Source organism: Streptomyces gamaensis (assembly GCF_042656465.1).
Lineage (GTDB): Bacteria > Actinomycetota > Actinomycetes > Streptomycetales > Streptomycetaceae > Streptomyces > Streptomyces gamaensis.
Window position 1 is genome coordinate 51,460 of the sequence record NZ_JBHSPB010000023.1, and the last position, 16,571, is coordinate 68,030.

A 16,571-nucleotide genomic window follows, 5' to 3' on the forward strand; every position below is an offset into this window, starting at 1 on the left:
CGTGGGACCGCGCGGGCCCGGGAACCGGCACGCCCCGACCGTCCGTTGGCGCGGTGAGCAGGCACGACCGAAGGGGGACGCACGGCATGGGCGGCACGGACGGCATCGAGCGCCCGCCGGGGCGCATGCTGCGGGTCGGCGGCGTCCCGCTGCACGTGGTGCGCGAGGGGCGGGGCCCGGCCTGTGTGCTGAGCCCCGGGCTCGGCATGAGCTGGTTCGACTGGGAGCCCGTCGTGCCGCTGCTCGCCCCGCACCGCACGGTCGTCCGCTTCGACCGCCCCGGCCTCGGCTTCAGCGCCCCGCCCGTCGAGCCGCCCACGGCGGCGGGGGAGGCGGACCGGATAGCGGGCGTCCTCGACGCCCTGGGCCTGGGCGGCCCGGTGACGGTCGTCGGCCACTCCCTCGCCGGCTTCCACGCGGAGGCGTTCGCCCGCCTGCACCCCGGGCGCACCGCCGGTGTCGTCCTCGTCGACGGCAGCGTCGAGGAGGACGTACGGCCCGCGCCCGCCCGCGAGTTGCGCACGTCCGCCGCCGAGGCGCGCGGCCGGGTCCTGGCCGCCGCCGGCCTGCCGCGCGCGCTCGGCCCCTCCCTGCGCGCCCTGTCCGTGCGCGCCTCCTCCGTGACCGGCCAGGACCCGGCCCCCGCCGAGCTGGTGCGGCGCACGTACGGCACGGGCCGGGTGGCGCGCGCCCTGCTCATGGAGAACGCCCGCTACCGCGACGTCGCCGCCGAGCTGCACGCGCTGCGCGAGCGGCACCCCCTGCCACCCGTACCGGTGACCGTGCTGGCCGCCTCCCCCGGGACCGGTTCCTGGCTGGAGCGGCGCTGGCTGGAGCGGCAGCGGGCGCTGGCCGAGCTCCTCGACGGCCGCTTCGAGGCCGTCGCCCCCGCCGGACACCTGCTGATGTACGACCGTCCGCAGGCCGTCGCCGCCGCCGTGCTGGCCAACCCACCGATCCGGGCATAAGTACGATGCACGGGGGAGCCGGTTCCGGCCGGAAACCCCCCGGTAACCCGGAGCGGCGATACTCAAGTCCCGGCCGTCGCCGACGCCGCCGTCAGGAGCCGTCCGACCTGCAAGGATAGGTAGACATGGATAAGCAGCAGGAGTTCGTGCTCCGCACCCTGGAAGAGCGCGACATCCGGTTCGTGCGGCTGTGGTTCACCGACGTCCTCGGCTATCTGAAGTCCGTCGCCGTCGCCCCGGCCGAGCTGGAGCAGGCCTTCGACGAGGGCATCGGCTTCGACGGCTCCGCGATCGAGGGCTTCGCCCGCGTCTACGAGTCCGACATGATCGCCAAGCCGGACCCGGGCACCTTCCAGATCCTGCCCTGGCGCGCCGAGGCCCCCGGCACGGCGCGGATGTTCTGCGACATCCTCATGCCCGACGGCTCGCCGTCCTACGCCGACCCCCGGTATGTCCTCAAGCGCATCCTCGCCAAGACCTCCGACCTCGGCTTCACCTTCTACACCCACCCCGAGATCGAGTTCTTCCTGCTGAAGGACAAGCCCGTCGACGGCACCCGCCCCGTGCCCGCCGACAACTCCGGCTACTTCGACCACACCCCCACCAACGTCGGCATGGACTTCCGCCGCCAGGCGATCACCATGCTCGAATCCATGGGCATCTCGGTCGAGTTCAGCCACCACGAGGGCGCGCCCGGCCAGCAGGAGATCGACCTGCGCTACGCGGACGCCCTGTCGACCGCCGACAACATCATGACTTTCCGCATCGTCATGAAGCAGGTCGCCCTGGAGCAGGGCGTGCACGCGACGTTCATGCCCAAGCCCTTCTCCGAGTACCCGGGTTCGGGCATGCACACCCACCTGTCGCTCTTCGAGGGCGACCGCAACGCCTTCCACGAGTCCGGCGCCGAGTACCAGCTCTCCAAGGTCGGCCGCTCCTTCATCGCCGGCCTCCTGCGGCACGCCGCCGAGACCTCCGCCGTCACCAACCAGTGGGTCAACTCCTACAAGCGCATCTGGGGCGGCTCCAAGCGCACCGCCGGCGCCGGCGGCGAGGCCCCCTCCTACATCTGCTGGGGCCACAACAACCGCTCGGCCCTCATCCGGGTCCCCATGTACAAGCCCGGCAAGACCGGTTCGACGCGCGTCGAGGTCCGCTCCATCGACTCGGGCGCGAATCCGTACCTGACCTACGCGGTCCTGCTCGCGGCCGGCCTCAAGGGCATCGAGGAGGGCTACGAGCTCCCCGCCGGCGCCGACGACGACGTGTGGGCGCTGTCCGACGCCGAACGGCGCGCGATGGGCATCGAGCCGCTGCCGCAGAACCTCGGCGAGGCCATCGAGCTCATGGAGAAGAGCGAGCTGGTCGCCGAGACGCTCGGCGAGCACGTCTTCGACTTCTTCCTGCGCAACAAGAAGCAGGAGTGGGAGGAGTACCGCTCGGAGGTCACGGCGTTCGAGCGGAGAAAGATGCTGCCGGTTCTTTAGGCGGTACGGGCTCGCCGCCCGTGACGGGCAGACGGTGTGCGCCCGTCAGACGCAGCAGGGGCGCGGTGAGGACCGTGGTGACCAGGGCCACGATCGTGAGCAGGCTCAGCATCCGGTCGTCGATCAGCCGCGCCTCGTGACCGATCTGCAGCACGACCAGTTCCGTGAGGCCGCGCGCGTTCAGCAGGACGCCCAGGGTGAGGGACTCCCGCCACGGCAGGCCCGTGAGGCGGGCGCACAGGCCCGGCCCGACGATCTTGGTGAGCACGGCGGCGGCCAGCAGGCCCGCCAGGACGAGGGCCGTGGTGCCGTCCGTCGACGGCGAGCCGATGTCCACCGACAACCCGAACCCGAGGAAGAAGAAGGGCAGCAGGACGGTACGGGCCGTGGCCGTCAGCGGCGCCGCCGCTCCGGCCGCCCAGCGACGGTGCGCGGGCCAGGCCAGGCCCGCCAGCAGGGCGCCGATCAACTGGTGGATACCGACGCTCGCGGAGAGGACGGACGTACCGGCGATGCCCGCGACGAGCAGGAGCGACAGCGCCGGTGAGGCCGCCGCCGTCCCGTCGCGGTCCGGCCGCCTCGCGAGGTACGCGCGTACCGGCCCGACACAGACCACGGCGAGCGCGAGTGCTCCGCCGAGGCCGATCAACAGCCTGGCGGGGCCAGCCTGTTGGGTCACCGCCAGCACCACGGCCAGCAGCAGCCAGCTGCCGCCGTCCCCCACGGCGGCGGCGAACAGACTCAGCCGTCCCGGCCGGGTACGGGTCAGCCCGAGGTCTTCGAGGATCCGCGCGAGCACGGGGAAGGCCGTGATACTGAGCGCACACCCCAGGAAGAGCACGAACGCCAAAGGGCTGCCGCCGGTGCCGAGATAGCGCTCCGAGAGCGGGACCGCCAGGAGCGCACCCGCCGCGAAGGGCAGCAGCAGAGACGCCTGACTCACCAGCAACGCCTGCCGCGCGGCCCCCCGCAGCCGCATGCCCCCGAGCTCCTGCCCCACCCCGAACATGAAGACCACCAGCCCGAGTTGGGCGAGCCCATTGAGCATCGCAGTCGTCTGCTGCGGAAACAACCAGCCCACCGCACCGGGGGCGAACCGGCCCAGCAGGCTGGGCCCCAGGCTGATTCCGGCGCAGATCTCGCCGATCACCTTCGGCTGACCGAGACGCTCGGCGAGCCGGCCGGCGAGGTGGGCGACGGCCAGGACGAGACAGGCGGCGAGGAGGAAGTGGGCGGTGGTGTCCAGCAGGGGGGTGGGCTTGATGTGCTGGGCTGTTGTCCTGCTTCTCGGTGTTGCGGCGATGACGTAGCCGACGGCGGCCAGGGGGAGGAGCGCGGTGGCGGAGACGGCGACCCAGTACGGCCGTCGGGTCCGGCCGTGGCTGCGGCTGTGGCGTTCCGGCGGGGCCGAGCCGGTGGGCGTGGTGGCCAAGGACGGTCAACTCCCCTGGAACGGTGCCGGACTGGGGTGCGCGGACATCCGACTGTGGGGGGTGCCGCTTGAGGTCCGGTGGAGGGTGGGGCAGTGGCCGTTCCGGCGGGGGAGCAAGTAGGCGTCAGGGGGTTGTGGCAGCTGTGTGGTCCACGAAGCGGGTCCAGGCCGCTGGGGTGAATGCGAGGTGTCGGCTGGCTGGGGTTTTGGAGTCGCGTATGCGGACTGTGTCGGCTCCTGTCCCGACCTCGACGCATTGGAGCTCGTCAGTACCGCTGTAGCTGCTTTTTGCCCAGCCCGACTCGACCTCTGTCCCAACAAGTGGTTCGGCGTTCATGTGTCTCCCAGTGCTTTCTCGATCAAGGACAGCGACTCGCGTGGGGTGAGGGCCTGAGCTCGGACGGCTCCGTAGCGCAGGTCCAGAGTCTGAGTCTCGTTGACGTCGGTGACCACCCGATTGGTCAACTGCACGCCGTACAGCCCGACCATCTTGCCGTCCTTGAGCTTCAGCAGGCGGAACGGGCCGTCGAGGCCAGAGTTCTCCGCTCGGTTCAGGGGCAGCACTTGCAGATCCACATTCCGCAACTGGCTGATCTCCAGGAGATGTTCGAGCTGCTTGCGCATCACCATTCTGCCTCCGATGGGGCGGCGCAGAGTAGATTCGCACAGCACGTAACTGAAGAACGGCACCGCCGTCGGAGTGTGAAGTAGTTTCTGGCGAGCCAAACGGTCAGACAGTCGGCGTTCGAGCTCTTCCTCCCGGAACGGGGGCCGACGGGTGCGCAACACCGCTCGCACGTAGTCCTCGGTCTGCAACAGGCCGTCGATGACGCAGTTGTTGTACGTGCAGATCTCGACGGCATCCCGCTCCAGCCTGACGATGTTCCGGATCTTCTTCGGGTACCGGGCTTGCGCCAGATCCTGCTTCATTGCGGAGATCTTGCCGCCTGCCTCCAGTTCCTCGTCCAGCCTGTCCAGGAACTCCGGCCTCGGGATGCGTAGCCCCTTCTCAACCCTGTAGATGAAGTTGGCGGTGTAGCCCATCGCCTCCGCGAGGTCGACCCGTGTCATCCCCCTGTCTTCCCGCCACAGCTCGATCTGACGGCCCGTCGCCACCATGAGCAGCGCTGACTCGTCCGCCGGGTCGATCTCCCAGCCGGTCTCGTCCGCCTCGTGTACCACGCTGTTGTCGTCCTCAGTCATGCGTGTCCACCTCCTGTGTGCCTGTCCACCAACGCCGTGCGGGCTCCGGACGCCACGGCGGACGCCTGGACAGATCGTGTTTGTCAGAGGCGGTCAGCCCCCCGTACCGGCCCCGCCGCGATCCAGCCTTCCAGGCCCGGCCGTGCCGGGCGGCAGGATCGGACCACTCGTCAACCCCGCGTTGTCAGACGCCCTCGATAGAGTGTGCGAGATGCGTGACGCAGGCGCATCGTGACGCTGCTGAGTCGTGCAAACGACCGGTACGGGGACCGTCGCAGGGACAGCGACAAACCAAGGGGTGGGCATGCCTGGGTGGGATATAGATCCCTCCGGAGTTCGTTTTGTGCTCTCGCTCGTCGAGTACTCGATCGACGGCGTGAAGCAGGATCTCGCGTCCTACGGCAAGAACGTGGGGAGCGCCGCCATATCGGCCGGCACGATCTCCGGGGCGTACTGCGGCAACGCCCCGCCGAGCCCCATCGGCATCGCCCTGACACAGTTCGCCGAGAGGACGGCATCCGACGCTGCCTTCATCGGCGTACGCGCAGTCAAGTCGTTGAACGGCGCAGGTGCGGCAGCGGGTTTCTACCTCGCCGGTGACCTCCACATGGCCGCCGACACTTTACACAAGGCGGCCGAGGCGCCCTCGGCCGATGAGATGCCGGGCGGTGCGGGCAAGCAGGGCGGTCACCAATGAGGCTCATATACCCGACGACTGTCCCGCAGTACATCGGCAACTTCGAGGAGCTGGAGAAGGCCGCCACCGGGCTGCGTGGCGACGCGGACGGGATCCGGATGCACGGGCTTGCCGTGCACGGCCGTTTCCAGCTGCTCGACGGCCACTACCAAGCCCCGGAGATAGGGCAATTGCTGGCCACGACCCGGCCCGTGGCGGACAAGGCGGGCGCCTTCGCGGACCACCTGGAGACCGTTGCCGACGCCCTGGACGTCTTCGTCCAGGTGGCCAGGCCGCTCGCGAAGCGGTTGGAGCAACTGCGGGACGAGGCCGCCGCGTTCCTGACGACCGTCGAGGGCGACGACGAGTGGACCTTCGACAGCAAGAAGGTCGACCGTCACGAGAAGCTGCGTACGGACATCAACGCCACTGTCTCCGCCTTCCAGGACGCGGAGCGCAATGCCGCCGACAGAATCACGGCGATCGTGGGCGGGACACGGTTCGTCAAGGACGACGGCAGCCACCAGGTCGACCTCACGACGGCGATGTACGGCTACGACGCCGAGACCATGAACCAGGCCGAGATGCCATGGGGTTCCCCGGTCGAGCAGTCCCATCACGCCTGGGACCTCGGCTACCAGATCAAGAGCTTCGCCTGGGAGGGCTTCGCCAAGGACGGCTTCTGGGAGGGCCTCAAGGGCCTGGGATCCCTCGTCACATTCGATGGTGACGCGTGGGGACAACTGGGGGACACCGTCGCCGGCATCGGCCACTACTCGGTCTCCCCGTTCACCTCGCTCCTGGACCTGGCCTTCGGTGAGGACGAGCCGGATCCGGACGTCGAACGGCAGAAGAAGGCCGCCCGGGACTTCGGCAAGTCCTTTGTGGCATGGGACATGTGGGAGAAGAACCCGGGACAGGCGGCGGGCACCGTCGTCTTCAACGTTTTGACCTTGGGGATCGGTGCCGCAGCCGCCGGAAAGCTCGGCGAGGCCGGCAAGGCCGGTACGGCGGCCAAGGTCGGTGCTACCGCGCTCAGGGCGGGAGAGTACCTCGACCCGCTTTCGGCCAGTTTGAAACTGGGCGGCAAGGCGCTCGGCTCTCTGCCGAAGATCTCTGACGTCACGGCGGCGATTCAGCAGCGAGTGGGGGCGGCTCTCGGTGCCGACCGGGTGCACAGTGTGCTGGAACTGGCGGACGGCTCCAAACTGCGGCTGGAGGACGGCAAGTTCATACCGGTCGACGCTGACGGCAAGGTCGTGAAGGACGCGGCACACCATGAGCCGCGGGCCGATCAGAGGGCTGTTTCGGGGGACATGCCTGCGGAGAGGGAGCTGGCACGGGCCAAGACAGGCGCGCATACGCATGAGTCCACGGCTCGTGGTGGCAGTGGACCGGTTGGTGACCACAGCGGGGGCGGATCCTCCAGTGGTGCGCCGAACCATGGCGGGCGTCAGCCGGATACGAGCGCCCCATCAGCAGGCGGGCATTCTGGCCACAGCGGTGAGCACCACGCATCGACCTCGAACGGTGCGGAGGCTGAGCGTGCGAACGAGCCGGTGCCGGAGCTCACCCCTGAGGAGAGAGCGGCTCACAGGAGTCACCTCGAAGAGGTCGAAGGGCGGCATCCTGAGGACTTTGACCACCTTCAGCGGGACCCGGACGATAACTGGGGCATTAAGCCGAAGACGCAGGAGGAAGCACGTGTTGGGTTGGATCTACGGGATCAGGGGCGTCTCCCCGCTGACATCCGACGCCCGCCCCAGCGTGACAGCGGCGAGTTCTACTCGGCGAGTACCGGGAGGTACTACGACATCAAGGGTGTCCACTCGGACTGGCCGCCGTTCAACAATGTGCGCGACAAGTCCCAGCCCTTCAAGGGTGCGTACAATCCAGCGAACAACGGCCGTTGGGTCAACAAGCTGAAAGAGCAGATTGTCGGGCACAAGCGCATCGTGATTCTGGATATCCGAAACGCTAATCAAGCCGCGATTGACGACGTCAGGTCCATCGTTGAGAGGAATGGTTGGGAAGACAATGTCATCTGGTACCCCTAAGGGATGGGCTCCCGGAGCTTTTCCGGTGGACCCGGTTGCGGCGGAGCGTCTGCGGGAGTGGCTTCAATCTCAGGGTGGCCTTGATGCGGTCGGACTGGATCTGAGAGGTGCTGACCTGTCACGAGGGGACTTCTCGGAGTCCTGGTTTACCGAGGCCAACATGACAGGTGTCCGGCTGATTGGCGCGAAGCTGTACCGTTCGGATGTTGAGTGGGCGGACCTCTCTCAGGCAGATCTCACCGGAGCTTCCCTGGTTCGCGTCAACTTCGACGATGCTGTACTGCGAGGTGCCATCCTGGACCGCACAGACATGGTGAAGGCGTCGTTGTGCGGAGTTGATGCTTCCGGTGCCTCTTTCCGGGATGCGCAGTTCTGGGGTGCTTCTCTTCTTGACGTGAACTTCTCCGGAGCTGATCTTTCCGGCGCGACGCTTGAGCGCAACTCCTTCAAGGTCACGCTGGACGAGAACACGGTCGTTCAGGGGTTGAGGGGAACAGTGTTCGGGCCGGCGCAACTCGTTGGAGAAGGGGCAACTCGGACCTTGGGGGGTGACGCGCTGGAGAGTTGGATTCGAGAGCGTGGCGGGGACGTGCGCGTGACTCCGATCGATTGAGCCGAAGGTCCCTATGAAGTACTTCGACATTGGGTGATGGGGAAAACTGGATGACTGTGAATGTGCCGCGCCATGAGTTTCCTTCCGCGCAACTGGCGCGTGGTGTCGAGGTTCTTGAAGAGAACGCTCGCGAAGAGATCAACGACTTGCAAGAGTTCCCTTCTGCGCTGGGTAGTGCTTTCAGCGCAGCAGTGACTCTCGCCAAGGCTCGTTGCAGCCTTGATCCGATGGCGGGTGAGTTCGGAACGTGGGCCGCATATGTTCAGGCCATGCAGGTCGGGTCTGCCTTGTTCGCCTCTGCGAGGGCGGAGGGTGGTTCGATCCAGTGTCGTATCGCACGTAAAATGCGAACGATTCCTGCTGTGGACCTTCGTGGCAGTGCCCACGTTGTCAACTGGCTCAACGCCTTTTGGCTTGCGGTCATTTGTCGTGAGCAAGGCCGGATGACTGAGCTGTGCCGTGTCCCGCAGTCCCTGTTGCGCGAGTCTCAGTCCGAGGTGTTCTGCGATGAACATTCCTTCGCGTGGGCGGCTGCTTTGCAGACGTACTGGCTCAACGGGCAGGACCTGGGGGAAAAGCTCGTGGCTGCGGTAGATGCCACCGATCCTGACGTGGTGCAGATCGCCAATCGTGAGCAGGTGCTCAAGATCCACTGGCCTCCGATGGAGCTGTTCCACCAGTTCCTCCGTGAGGATCACGCCAAGTTCAACTCGGCTCTCGCGGAAGCTCTCCAATGGCACAGGGAGTTCTGGTCGGCAGACGAGGAGCGGGCGTCGTACACGAGCGGCTTCGTGCCGCTTCAGCTGCTCGGTATCACCTGCCTCGCCTACGACGCCGGTTTCCCCATCGAGGTCGAGTCCGAATACCTGCCCAAGTATCTGCTGAACCGCGAGTGGCTGGGCGAGTTCGAGACCTGAGCCACAGTGCAACACAGCCTGATGAAGGTATCCGACCGGTGCTGAAGGAACCCGTGACTCTCCCGAATTCCCTCTCGCGAGGTGCGGCATGACTCAGTCCGTCATCGCCCTCACCCCCGAGATGCCCGACCCCAAGACCCTCCTCGCAGGGCTGTACGCGGGCGGCCCCGACATCGAAGTACGGTCGGTCAGCGACGGAGCTGTCATTCAGCTCTGCTCTCCGGGCGGGCGCCCGCTGCTGTCCGTAGAGGTGCCTACCTTTGTGCAAGTGCCGGGCGAAGCCAGGCGACTTCTCGGCGACGACATCGATATCCCGGACGGCCCCCTCTGGTGGACCCAAGTCCACGCCTCCGCCGCCGTCCCCGAAGCGGCCAAGCTCGCTGGGTCCTTCGCGGGTCGCCTGGTCACCGTGCTCGGCGGCGCCGTCTGGCCGCGTCGTCCGGTCATCACGGATGTCGTGCCGTTCGGAGAAGTCCCGGAGACCGCGCCCGACACCGGCTCGCCGGCCGTCGACGTCGTCACCGACAAAACCGTCGTCGCCATCCAAGAGCGCCCGATCATCCCCCTGAGCAACGCGCTCGCCCACGCGCTGCGTACCGCCGCCACCAGCGGAAGGACCCTCCAGGTCATCACTCCGCCTGCGGCCCGTCTCACCCTGCCCATGCGTGCGGCGCTCAGCGGCGTCCCCAGCCGCTGGGTCGTCCGCGACGAACAGGGCCGCTGCTATGACGGACTCTCCGGTGCCGAACTCCACTGGCGGGGTGGAACGTTCGCACCGAGCAGCAGCGCTCCACGGATTGTCGAAGGGATCAGCTCCGGCACCGACAGCGGCGACCGCCAACTGATCCTCTCCCTGCGCACCAAGCACCCCGCCACCGAGGAACTCATGCTCGGGGGCGCCCTCGAAACCGCATGGCGACACCTCACCGGCGCCGCCCCCGCCGGATGGAGCACAGCCGAACCCGTCAACCTGCCGTGGTCCAAACTCCAGTTGACGAGCCTCGCGAGAAGCCGCGCACCGCAGCCCACAACGCTGACCGTCGTCGGCCGCCCCGACCACCCCGCGCTCGCCACGCTCCGCGTCAGCCGCACCACCGCCGGAGTGGAGGAGGACTGCACCTTTGCTCTCGGCTACGGCCCGGACGAGCACCCCTCACTGGACGCCGTCCCGGCCTTGGCCGAAGAACTGGCCGCCCGCCACGGCCTGATATCGCTGCTCGTATCACTCCGCAAGGCCCGCCGGGACCTGACCGTACCGCCCACCCAGGAGGAGCCCCCGATCCCGGTGTCCTTCACGCTCGGCGCGGATGCCGTCGGCAGCGCGCCTGCCGGCTTCCACCCCACTCGGCTGGGAGCTGCCCTCCACTATCCCTTGGGCGATGGCACGGACCCGGCTGCCTGGGTGGCGCTGCGGCGGCTTACGGGGGCCTTCCGGGAGACGCACACGCAAGGGACGCAGGGACTGTGACAACCCACGATCGTTCCACCGCCAGCTGGACACCGCCTACCCTCCCGGCCGACTCTGCGGCTGCAGAGCGGATCCAAGAGTGGATGCGGGAGCAAGGAGCCAAGGACCAACTCGACGTCGTGGAACTCGACATCAGCGGCGCGGACCTGTCCGGGGGCCGCTTCTGCTCGTCGCTGTTCGTCGAAACCAAGGCGATCGGGACCAGGCTGGTCGGCGCGGACCTCTACGGCACGTACGCCAACTACGCCGACTTCTCCGGAGCGGACCTGACGGATGCGTGCCTCGTGAAAGTCGAGATGGACGATGCGGTGCTGCGCGGAGCCATGCTCAACGGTGCCGATATGGTCAAGTCGTCACTCTGTGATGTCGACGCCTCCGGGGCGTCTTTCCGGCATGCCAGGCTCATGGGAGCGTGGTTGCTGCACACCGATCTCCGTGGCGCGGATCTCAGCGACGCCGACCTTGGCGAGCTCAATTCCTTCGAGGTCATCGTCGACCACAACACCCGGGTCCACGGCATGACAGGCACCCTCCTCGGCCCCGTCCTCCTTCACGGTGAAGCGGCGGAACCCCGCGAACTCGGTGGGGCCGAGCTGGAACACTGGCTTCGCACGCGCGGCGCCGACGTGTGCGTCGTGCCGCGGTGAAAGACGGGCGCCAGCAGGTCCCCGTACCGCTGAAGCGTCATCCTGCTACGAGGTCCAGGTGCGCAACCGGGCAGAGATGTCCTTGACGGTGAGTTCGCGGCGGCCCGCAGCGAGGACCAGGTCGATCGCGTCGTCGGTCTTGCACAGTAGCGGGACCCCGTTGACGGCGAGGAACGTGCGTGCGCTGGCCCATGCGAAGAGCGCGTTGTGGTGTTCGAGGGGTTCGAGGAGGGCGAGGAGTTGGAGGAGGGCTGCGGCTTTCAGGGTCAGCGAGCCATAGACGTCCCGTTCCATGCGGTGGGCGCGGGTTCGGGCGACGGCAGCCTCCAGGGCGCCGAGGTCCCAGCAGGCCGGGTCTTCAGGGAGGCGCTGCGCGATGTCCAGCAGTTCCTCGACCGTGAGGTGACGCGTCATGCGGCGCGGCGGTGCTGGGCGCGAAGGCTCCGGCTGGAGAGGGGAGTGTCCGGCCCGTCCTCAGCCAGGGGGTGGGTGGTGCGGTCGGCGCGGGCGAAGGCGGGGGCCATCTCGTCGATGGCGGCCATGGTGTCCGCCAGGGCCTGGGTGAAGGGGTTGTCGGCGGCGCGCATCGCAGCGTCGTGGACGAAGTCCTCCGGTGTCCGCCCGGTGCCGTGGGCGGCGGCGACCAGGCGCTCGTAGTCCTCGGGCGGGAAGTCGGCCGAGACGTGGCGGCCCTCGTTGCTGTCCATGGTCACGACGGTAGCAGCGGGCTGCCGTGCTCGGGGATTTGTGGGAGAGTTCGCGGCCCCGTTCCACTACCGGGCGAGCGCCGGGGCGCGGCTGTTGTGCCGCGTCCTATCCGCGGGGCCGGTGCACGGGCGGCAACGCCCACCGGGCCGGGGCGGCGGCCGGTCGCATCAACCGCCGTTGACGTGGAGGACGTCGCGATCGGCGAGTGGACGATCACCACGGACAAGCTGCCGCGCTACCAGCAGTCCTGACGCAGCCCTGGCGTCGTCCGCCGGGATCCTCGGCCCCGCCCTGCCGATAGGCTGGAGCATCGGCACCTCGGTGGATCCATGGAGCAGCCTGGAGGGGCGGGATGACGGGGCTCGGACGCAGGAGCAGCGGCTTCACGCGCCTGCTGAGATACGGGTTCGGTGACCCGGCCACCGCCCAGCGCCGGCTCGACAGCCCGGAGCTGGCCGCGCTGCGCGACGCCCTCGCCGGGCGTGATGCCGTCGCCCTGCAATCCGCCCCCCACGGCCCCCCGCCACCCCCCACCGCCCCCACCACCCCCTCCGACCCCCTCCTCGACGCCCTCGGTGTCACCGCCGACCCCGATCTCGCCCTGCACGGGCTCGTCCGTCTGGCCGAGGCGTTGCAGAGCCGTGGACAGCTCCAGGAGTTCCTCCGGGCCCTTGCCGCCGACCCTGACGGCAAGCCCCTGCGGGATCGTCTCCTCGCTGTTCTCGGTGCTTCCGTCGCGCTCGGGGATCATCTGGCGCGGCACCCGGGTGACTGGCGGGCGTTGCTGCCGCAGGGGCCGTACGGGGGGAGTGGTGACCCGCAGCCGGGGACGGACGAGTTCGAGGGTGAGCTGGTCGAGGGCATGGGCCGGACCGGGCTGGCGCCTGCCGACGGGCTGCGGGCCGCGTACAAGCGTGCGCTGCTCGCCATCGCGGCGCGTGACATCTGCGGGACCACCGACGTGGCCCGTACCGCCGCCGAGCTCGCCGATCTGGCCACCGCGACCCTCAGGGTGGCGCTCGCGATCGCCTGCAGGGAGCGGCCGGGGGATGCCGCGATGTGCCGGCTGGCGGTCATCGGGATGGGCAAGTGCGGGGGCAGGGAGCTGAATTACGTCTCCGACGTCGATGTGATCTTTGTGGCGGAGGCGGCGGGCGGGGCCTCCGAGAGTGTCGCCCTGCAGGCTGCCACCCGCCTCGCCTCCGGCATGATGCGCATCTGCTCCGACGTCACCCCCGAGGGGACGATCTGGCCGGTCGACGCCAATCTGCGGCCGGAGGGGCGCAACGGCCCCCTCGTGCGTACGCTCTCCAGTCACCTCGCCTACTACCAGCGCTGGGCGAAGACCTGGGAGTTCCAGGCGCTGCTCAAGGCCCGGCCGGTGGCCGGGGACGCCGCGCTGGGGCAGAGTTACGTGGACGCGGTCTCGCCGCTGGTGTGGCAGGCGGCCGAGCGGGAGAACTTCGTCGCGGACGTGCAGCAGATGCGCCGCCGGGTCGTCGCCGCGATCCCCGCCGGGCAGGCGGAGCGGGAGCTGAAGCTGGGGCCGGGCGGGCTGCGGGACGTCGAATTCGCCGTGCAGCTGCTGCAGTTGGTGCACGGCCGCAGTGACGCGACGCTGCGTGCCACCGGTACGCTCGACGCCCTCGCCGCGCTGGCCGCGGGCGGCTACGTGGGGCGGGCGGACGCCGCCTCGCTCGACGCCGCCTACCGTTTTCTGCGCACGATGGAGCACCACATCCAGCTGTACCGGCTGCGCCGTACGCACCTGATGCCGGACGACGAGGCCGAACTGCGGACGCTGGGGCGGTCGATGGCCCGTGCCTTCGACTGGCCGGGCGGGACGGAGCCGGTCACCGAGCTGGGCGTGCAGTGGAAGAGGCACGCGCGCGAGGTGCGCAGGCTGCACGAGAAGCTGTTCTACCGGCCGCTGCTGGACGCCGTCGCGCAGCTGGAGCCGGGCGAGATCCGGCTCAGCGCCAAGGCCGCCGGGCACCGGCTCACCGCGCTGGGCTACGCCGATCCGGCCGCCGCGCTGCGGCACTTGGAGGCGCTGGCGTCGGGGGTGAGCCGCAAGGCGGCGATCCAGCGGACGCTGCTGCCCGTGCTGCTGGGCTGGTTCGCGGACTCCGCCGACCCGGACGCGGGGCTGCTGAACTTCCACAAGGTCTCCGACGCGCTCGGCAAGACCCCGTGGTATCTGCGGCTGTTGCGGGACGAGGGGGCCGCCGCCGAGAACCTGGCCCGGGTGCTGTCCGCCGGCCGGCTCGCCCCCGACCTGCTGCTGCGCGCGCCGGAGGCCGTCGCCCTCCTCGGCGACCCGGAGGGCCTGCGGCCGCGCGGCCGCGCGACGCTGGAGGCGGAGACGCTGGCCGCGGTGGGGCGGGCGGAGGACGCCGAGGCCGCGATCGTGGCGGTGCGCGGGGTGCGGCGCCGCGAGCTGTTCCGTACGGCCGCCGCCGACATCATCGGCGCGTACGGGCGCCGCAACGGCGGTACGGGCAAGGGCGCGCCGGGCGGCGGGCACGATCCGCGGCTGCGGGTCGACGAGGTCGGTGACGCCGTCTCCGACCTGAACGCGGCCGCCGTCGCCGGCGCCCTGCGCGCGGCCGTGCGCGCCGAGTGGGGCGACACGCTGCCCACCCGCTTCGCGGTCATCGGCATGGGCCGCTTCGGCGGGCACGAGCAGGGCTACGGCTCCGACGCGGACGTGCTGTTCGTGCACGAGCCGCGCGAGGGGGTCTCCGACGAGGAGGCGTCGAAGGCCGCGTTCGCCGTCGCGGGGGAGATGCGGCGGCTGCTCCAACTGCCCACCACCGACCCGCCGCTGATCGTCGACGCCGGTCTGCGGCCCGAGGGCAGGTCCGGGCCCATCGTGCGCAGTCTCGCCTCCTACGCCGCCTACTACCGGCGCTGGTCGCTGGTGTGGGAGAGCCAGGCGCTGCTGCGGGCCCGGCCCGTGGCGGGGGACGCCGGGCTCGGGCAGCGGTTCGTGGAGCTGATCGACCCGCTGCGCTATCCGGCCGAGGGGCTCGGGGAGGACGCGGTGCGCGAGATCCGGCGGCTGAAGGCCCGGATGGAGAGCGAGCGGCTGCCGCGCGGCGCGGATCCCACGACCCACACCAAGCTCGGCCGCGGCGGGCTGTCGGACGTCGAGTGGACCGTGCAGCTGTTGCAGTTGCGGCACGGCTGGGCGGAGCCGGGGCTGCGGACGACGCGGACCCGTGAGGCCCTGGCCGCCGCCCGCGCCGCCGGGCTGATCCCCGCGGAGGACGCGGCCGTCCTGGACGACGCGTGGGTCCTGGCGACCAGCGTCCGCAACGCCGTGATGCTGGTGCGCGGGCGGCCCGGGGACACGTTTCCCACGGACCCGCGGGAGTTGGGGGCGGTGGGCCGCTATCTCGGGTATGAGCCGGGTCACATCGGCGAGATGCTGGACGACTACCGGCGGATCACGCGGCGCGCACGGGCTGTTGTGGAGGAGCTGTTCTACGGGGCGTAGGGGACCGCCGACGGACGGGTCCGGTCCTCAGCCCGCCAGCGCCACGTGCCGCGCGAGTCTCGACGGGAACGCCCCGTACCACGCCCGCGACACCCCGAAGCCCAGCGTCAGGCACAGCAGGCCGCCCACCGCGTCCAGCCAGAAGTGGTTGGCCGTGGAGACGATCACCAGCAGCGTCGCCGCCGGGTAGAGCAGGCCCAGCACCTTCGCCCACACCGGGCGCGCCAGGGTCGCGATCATCACGCCGCACCACGTCGACCACCCGATGTGCATCGACGGCATCGCCGCGTACTGGTTGGAGACGTCCGCGAGATTGCCCGAGGCCATCGAGCCCCAGGTGTGGTGGACCACGACGGTGTCGATGAAGGGCACGCCCTCCATCAACCGAGGGGGAGCGAGCGGATACAGGTAGTAACCGAGCAGGGCCGCGGCAGTGGTGGCGAAGAGGGTGAGTCTGGCCGCCGCGTAACGGCCGGGGTGCCAGCGGTACAGCCATACCAGCACGCCGATCGTCAGCACGAAGTGCAGTGTGGCGTAGTAGTAGTTCATGCCCACGATCAGCCAGGTCACCGAATTGACGGCCTTGTTGATCGTGTGCTCGACGGCGATGCCCAGGGACTGCTCGGTGCGCCAGATCCAGTCGGCGTTGCGCAGGGCGGCCGCCTCCTGCTCCGGTACGGCATTGCGCACGAGGGAGTACGTCCAGTAACTGACTGCGATCAGCAGCACCTCGAACCACAGCCGTGGTCGGCGCGGTGCCCGCAACTTCCGCAGAACGCGGCGTCCGTCCTCCGGCCGGTCCGCTCGCTCCTCGGTGGGTGGCGGGGTGGTGGCCGTACGGCCTTCCAATGTCCTGACTGTCGCTTCACCCATAGGGGAACAGTCTGCCAGAC

Annotated in this window: 15 protein-coding genes; 9 read left to right on the plus strand and 6 right to left on the minus strand. The window is 69.3% G+C overall.

Annotation, left to right across the window (positions count from 1 at the left end; all coding sequences use genetic code 11):
• Positions 1–86: 86 nt before the first annotated feature.
• The gene (locus ACFP1Z_RS28225; protein ID WP_390320489.1) at positions 87–968 is read left to right on the plus strand and encodes an alpha/beta fold hydrolase; all 882 of its coding nucleotides are present in this window, start codon (positions 87–89) and stop codon (positions 966–968) included.
• A 125-nt stretch (positions 969–1,093) separates the two neighbouring features.
• Complete coding sequence (glnA, locus tag ACFP1Z_RS28230) at positions 1,094–2,455, plus strand: type I glutamate--ammonia ligase (RefSeq protein ID WP_390320490.1); 1,362 nt, start codon at positions 1,094–1,096, stop codon at positions 2,453–2,455.
• Here the strand turns inward: glnA and ACFP1Z_RS28235 are convergent.
• The 3 genes from ACFP1Z_RS28235 to ACFP1Z_RS28245 all read right to left on the minus strand — a co-directional run bounded on the left by ACFP1Z_RS28235 (position 2,415) and on the right by ACFP1Z_RS28245 (position 5,090).
• Positions 2,415–3,887, minus strand: coding sequence for a cation:proton antiporter (locus tag ACFP1Z_RS28235; protein ID WP_390320491.1), 1,473 nt, complete (start codon positions 3,885–3,887; stop codon positions 2,415–2,417). The genes glnA and ACFP1Z_RS28235 overlap by 41 nt on opposite strands.
• A gap of 124 nt (positions 3,888–4,011) precedes the next feature.
• Entirely contained in the window at positions 4,012–4,224 is a 213-nt protein-coding gene (locus ACFP1Z_RS28240; protein WP_390320492.1) for a DUF397 domain-containing protein, read from the minus strand.
• Positions 4,221–5,090: a helix-turn-helix domain-containing protein gene (locus tag ACFP1Z_RS28245; protein WP_390320493.1), complete on the minus strand. Its 870-nt coding sequence runs from the start codon at positions 5,088–5,090 to the stop codon at positions 4,221–4,223. The genes ACFP1Z_RS28240 and ACFP1Z_RS28245 overlap by 4 nt, the downstream gene beginning before the upstream one ends.
• A gap of 304 nt (positions 5,091–5,394) precedes the next feature.
• On the opposite strand from ACFP1Z_RS28245, the gene ACFP1Z_RS28250 reads away from it, so the two are divergent.
• From ACFP1Z_RS28250 to ACFP1Z_RS28275, 6 genes are all read left to right on the plus strand, one after another.
• Complete coding sequence (locus tag ACFP1Z_RS28250; RefSeq protein ID WP_390320494.1) at positions 5,395–5,787, plus strand: DUF6507 family protein; 393 nt, start codon at positions 5,395–5,397, stop codon at positions 5,785–5,787.
• Positions 5,784–7,823 (plus strand): hypothetical protein, encoded by a 2,040-nt coding sequence (locus tag ACFP1Z_RS28255; RefSeq protein WP_390320495.1) that lies wholly within the window; start codon positions 5,784–5,786, stop codon positions 7,821–7,823. Before ACFP1Z_RS28250 ends, ACFP1Z_RS28255 begins: the two co-directional genes overlap by 4 nt.
• Before the next feature lie 25 nt (positions 7,824–7,848).
• Positions 7,849–8,436, plus strand: coding sequence for a pentapeptide repeat-containing protein (locus ACFP1Z_RS28260; protein ID WP_390320496.1), 588 nt, complete (start codon positions 7,849–7,851; stop codon positions 8,434–8,436).
• Between the two features lie 50 nt (positions 8,437–8,486).
• A complete protein-coding gene (locus ACFP1Z_RS28265; RefSeq protein ID WP_390320498.1) occupies positions 8,487–9,353 on the plus strand; it encodes an immunity 49 family protein in 867 nt (288 codons plus the stop codon).
• Positions 9,354–9,441: 88 nt separating this feature from the next.
• A complete protein-coding gene (locus ACFP1Z_RS28270) occupies positions 9,442–10,821 on the plus strand; it encodes a DUF6177 family protein (protein WP_390320499.1) in 1,380 nt (459 codons plus the stop codon).
• Positions 10,822–10,940: 119 nt separating this feature from the next.
• Positions 10,941–11,468 (plus strand): pentapeptide repeat-containing protein, encoded by a 528-nt coding sequence (locus ACFP1Z_RS28275; RefSeq protein WP_390320500.1) that lies wholly within the window; start codon positions 10,941–10,943, stop codon positions 11,466–11,468.
• A gap of 45 nt (positions 11,469–11,513) precedes the next feature.
• Here the strand turns inward: ACFP1Z_RS28275 and ACFP1Z_RS28280 are convergent, their stop codons facing one another.
• Both ACFP1Z_RS28280 and ACFP1Z_RS28285 read right to left on the minus strand, forming a co-directional pair.
• Positions 11,514–11,882: a fic family toxin-antitoxin system, toxin component gene (locus ACFP1Z_RS28280; RefSeq protein ID WP_390320501.1), complete on the minus strand. Its 369-nt coding sequence runs from the start codon at positions 11,880–11,882 to the stop codon at positions 11,514–11,516.
• Positions 11,879–12,175, minus strand: coding sequence for a hypothetical protein (locus tag ACFP1Z_RS28285; RefSeq protein ID WP_390320502.1), 297 nt, complete (start codon positions 12,173–12,175; stop codon positions 11,879–11,881). The genes ACFP1Z_RS28280 and ACFP1Z_RS28285 overlap by 4 nt, the downstream gene beginning before the upstream one ends.
• A 353-nt stretch (positions 12,176–12,528) precedes the next feature.
• On the opposite strand from ACFP1Z_RS28285, the gene ACFP1Z_RS28290 reads away from it, so the two are divergent.
• Complete coding sequence (locus ACFP1Z_RS28290) at positions 12,529–15,678, plus strand: bifunctional [glutamine synthetase] adenylyltransferase/[glutamine synthetase]-adenylyl-L-tyrosine phosphorylase (protein ID WP_390320503.1); 3,150 nt, start codon at positions 12,529–12,531, stop codon at positions 15,676–15,678.
• Positions 15,679–15,705: 27 nt separating this feature from the next.
• Here ACFP1Z_RS28290 and ACFP1Z_RS28295 read toward each other — a convergent pair whose 3' ends face one another.
• On the minus strand, positions 15,706–16,551 hold the full coding sequence (locus ACFP1Z_RS28295; protein WP_390320504.1) for a phosphatase PAP2 family protein: 846 nt from the start codon (positions 16,549–16,551) through the stop codon (positions 15,706–15,708).
• Positions 16,552–16,571: the final 20 nt, after the last annotated feature.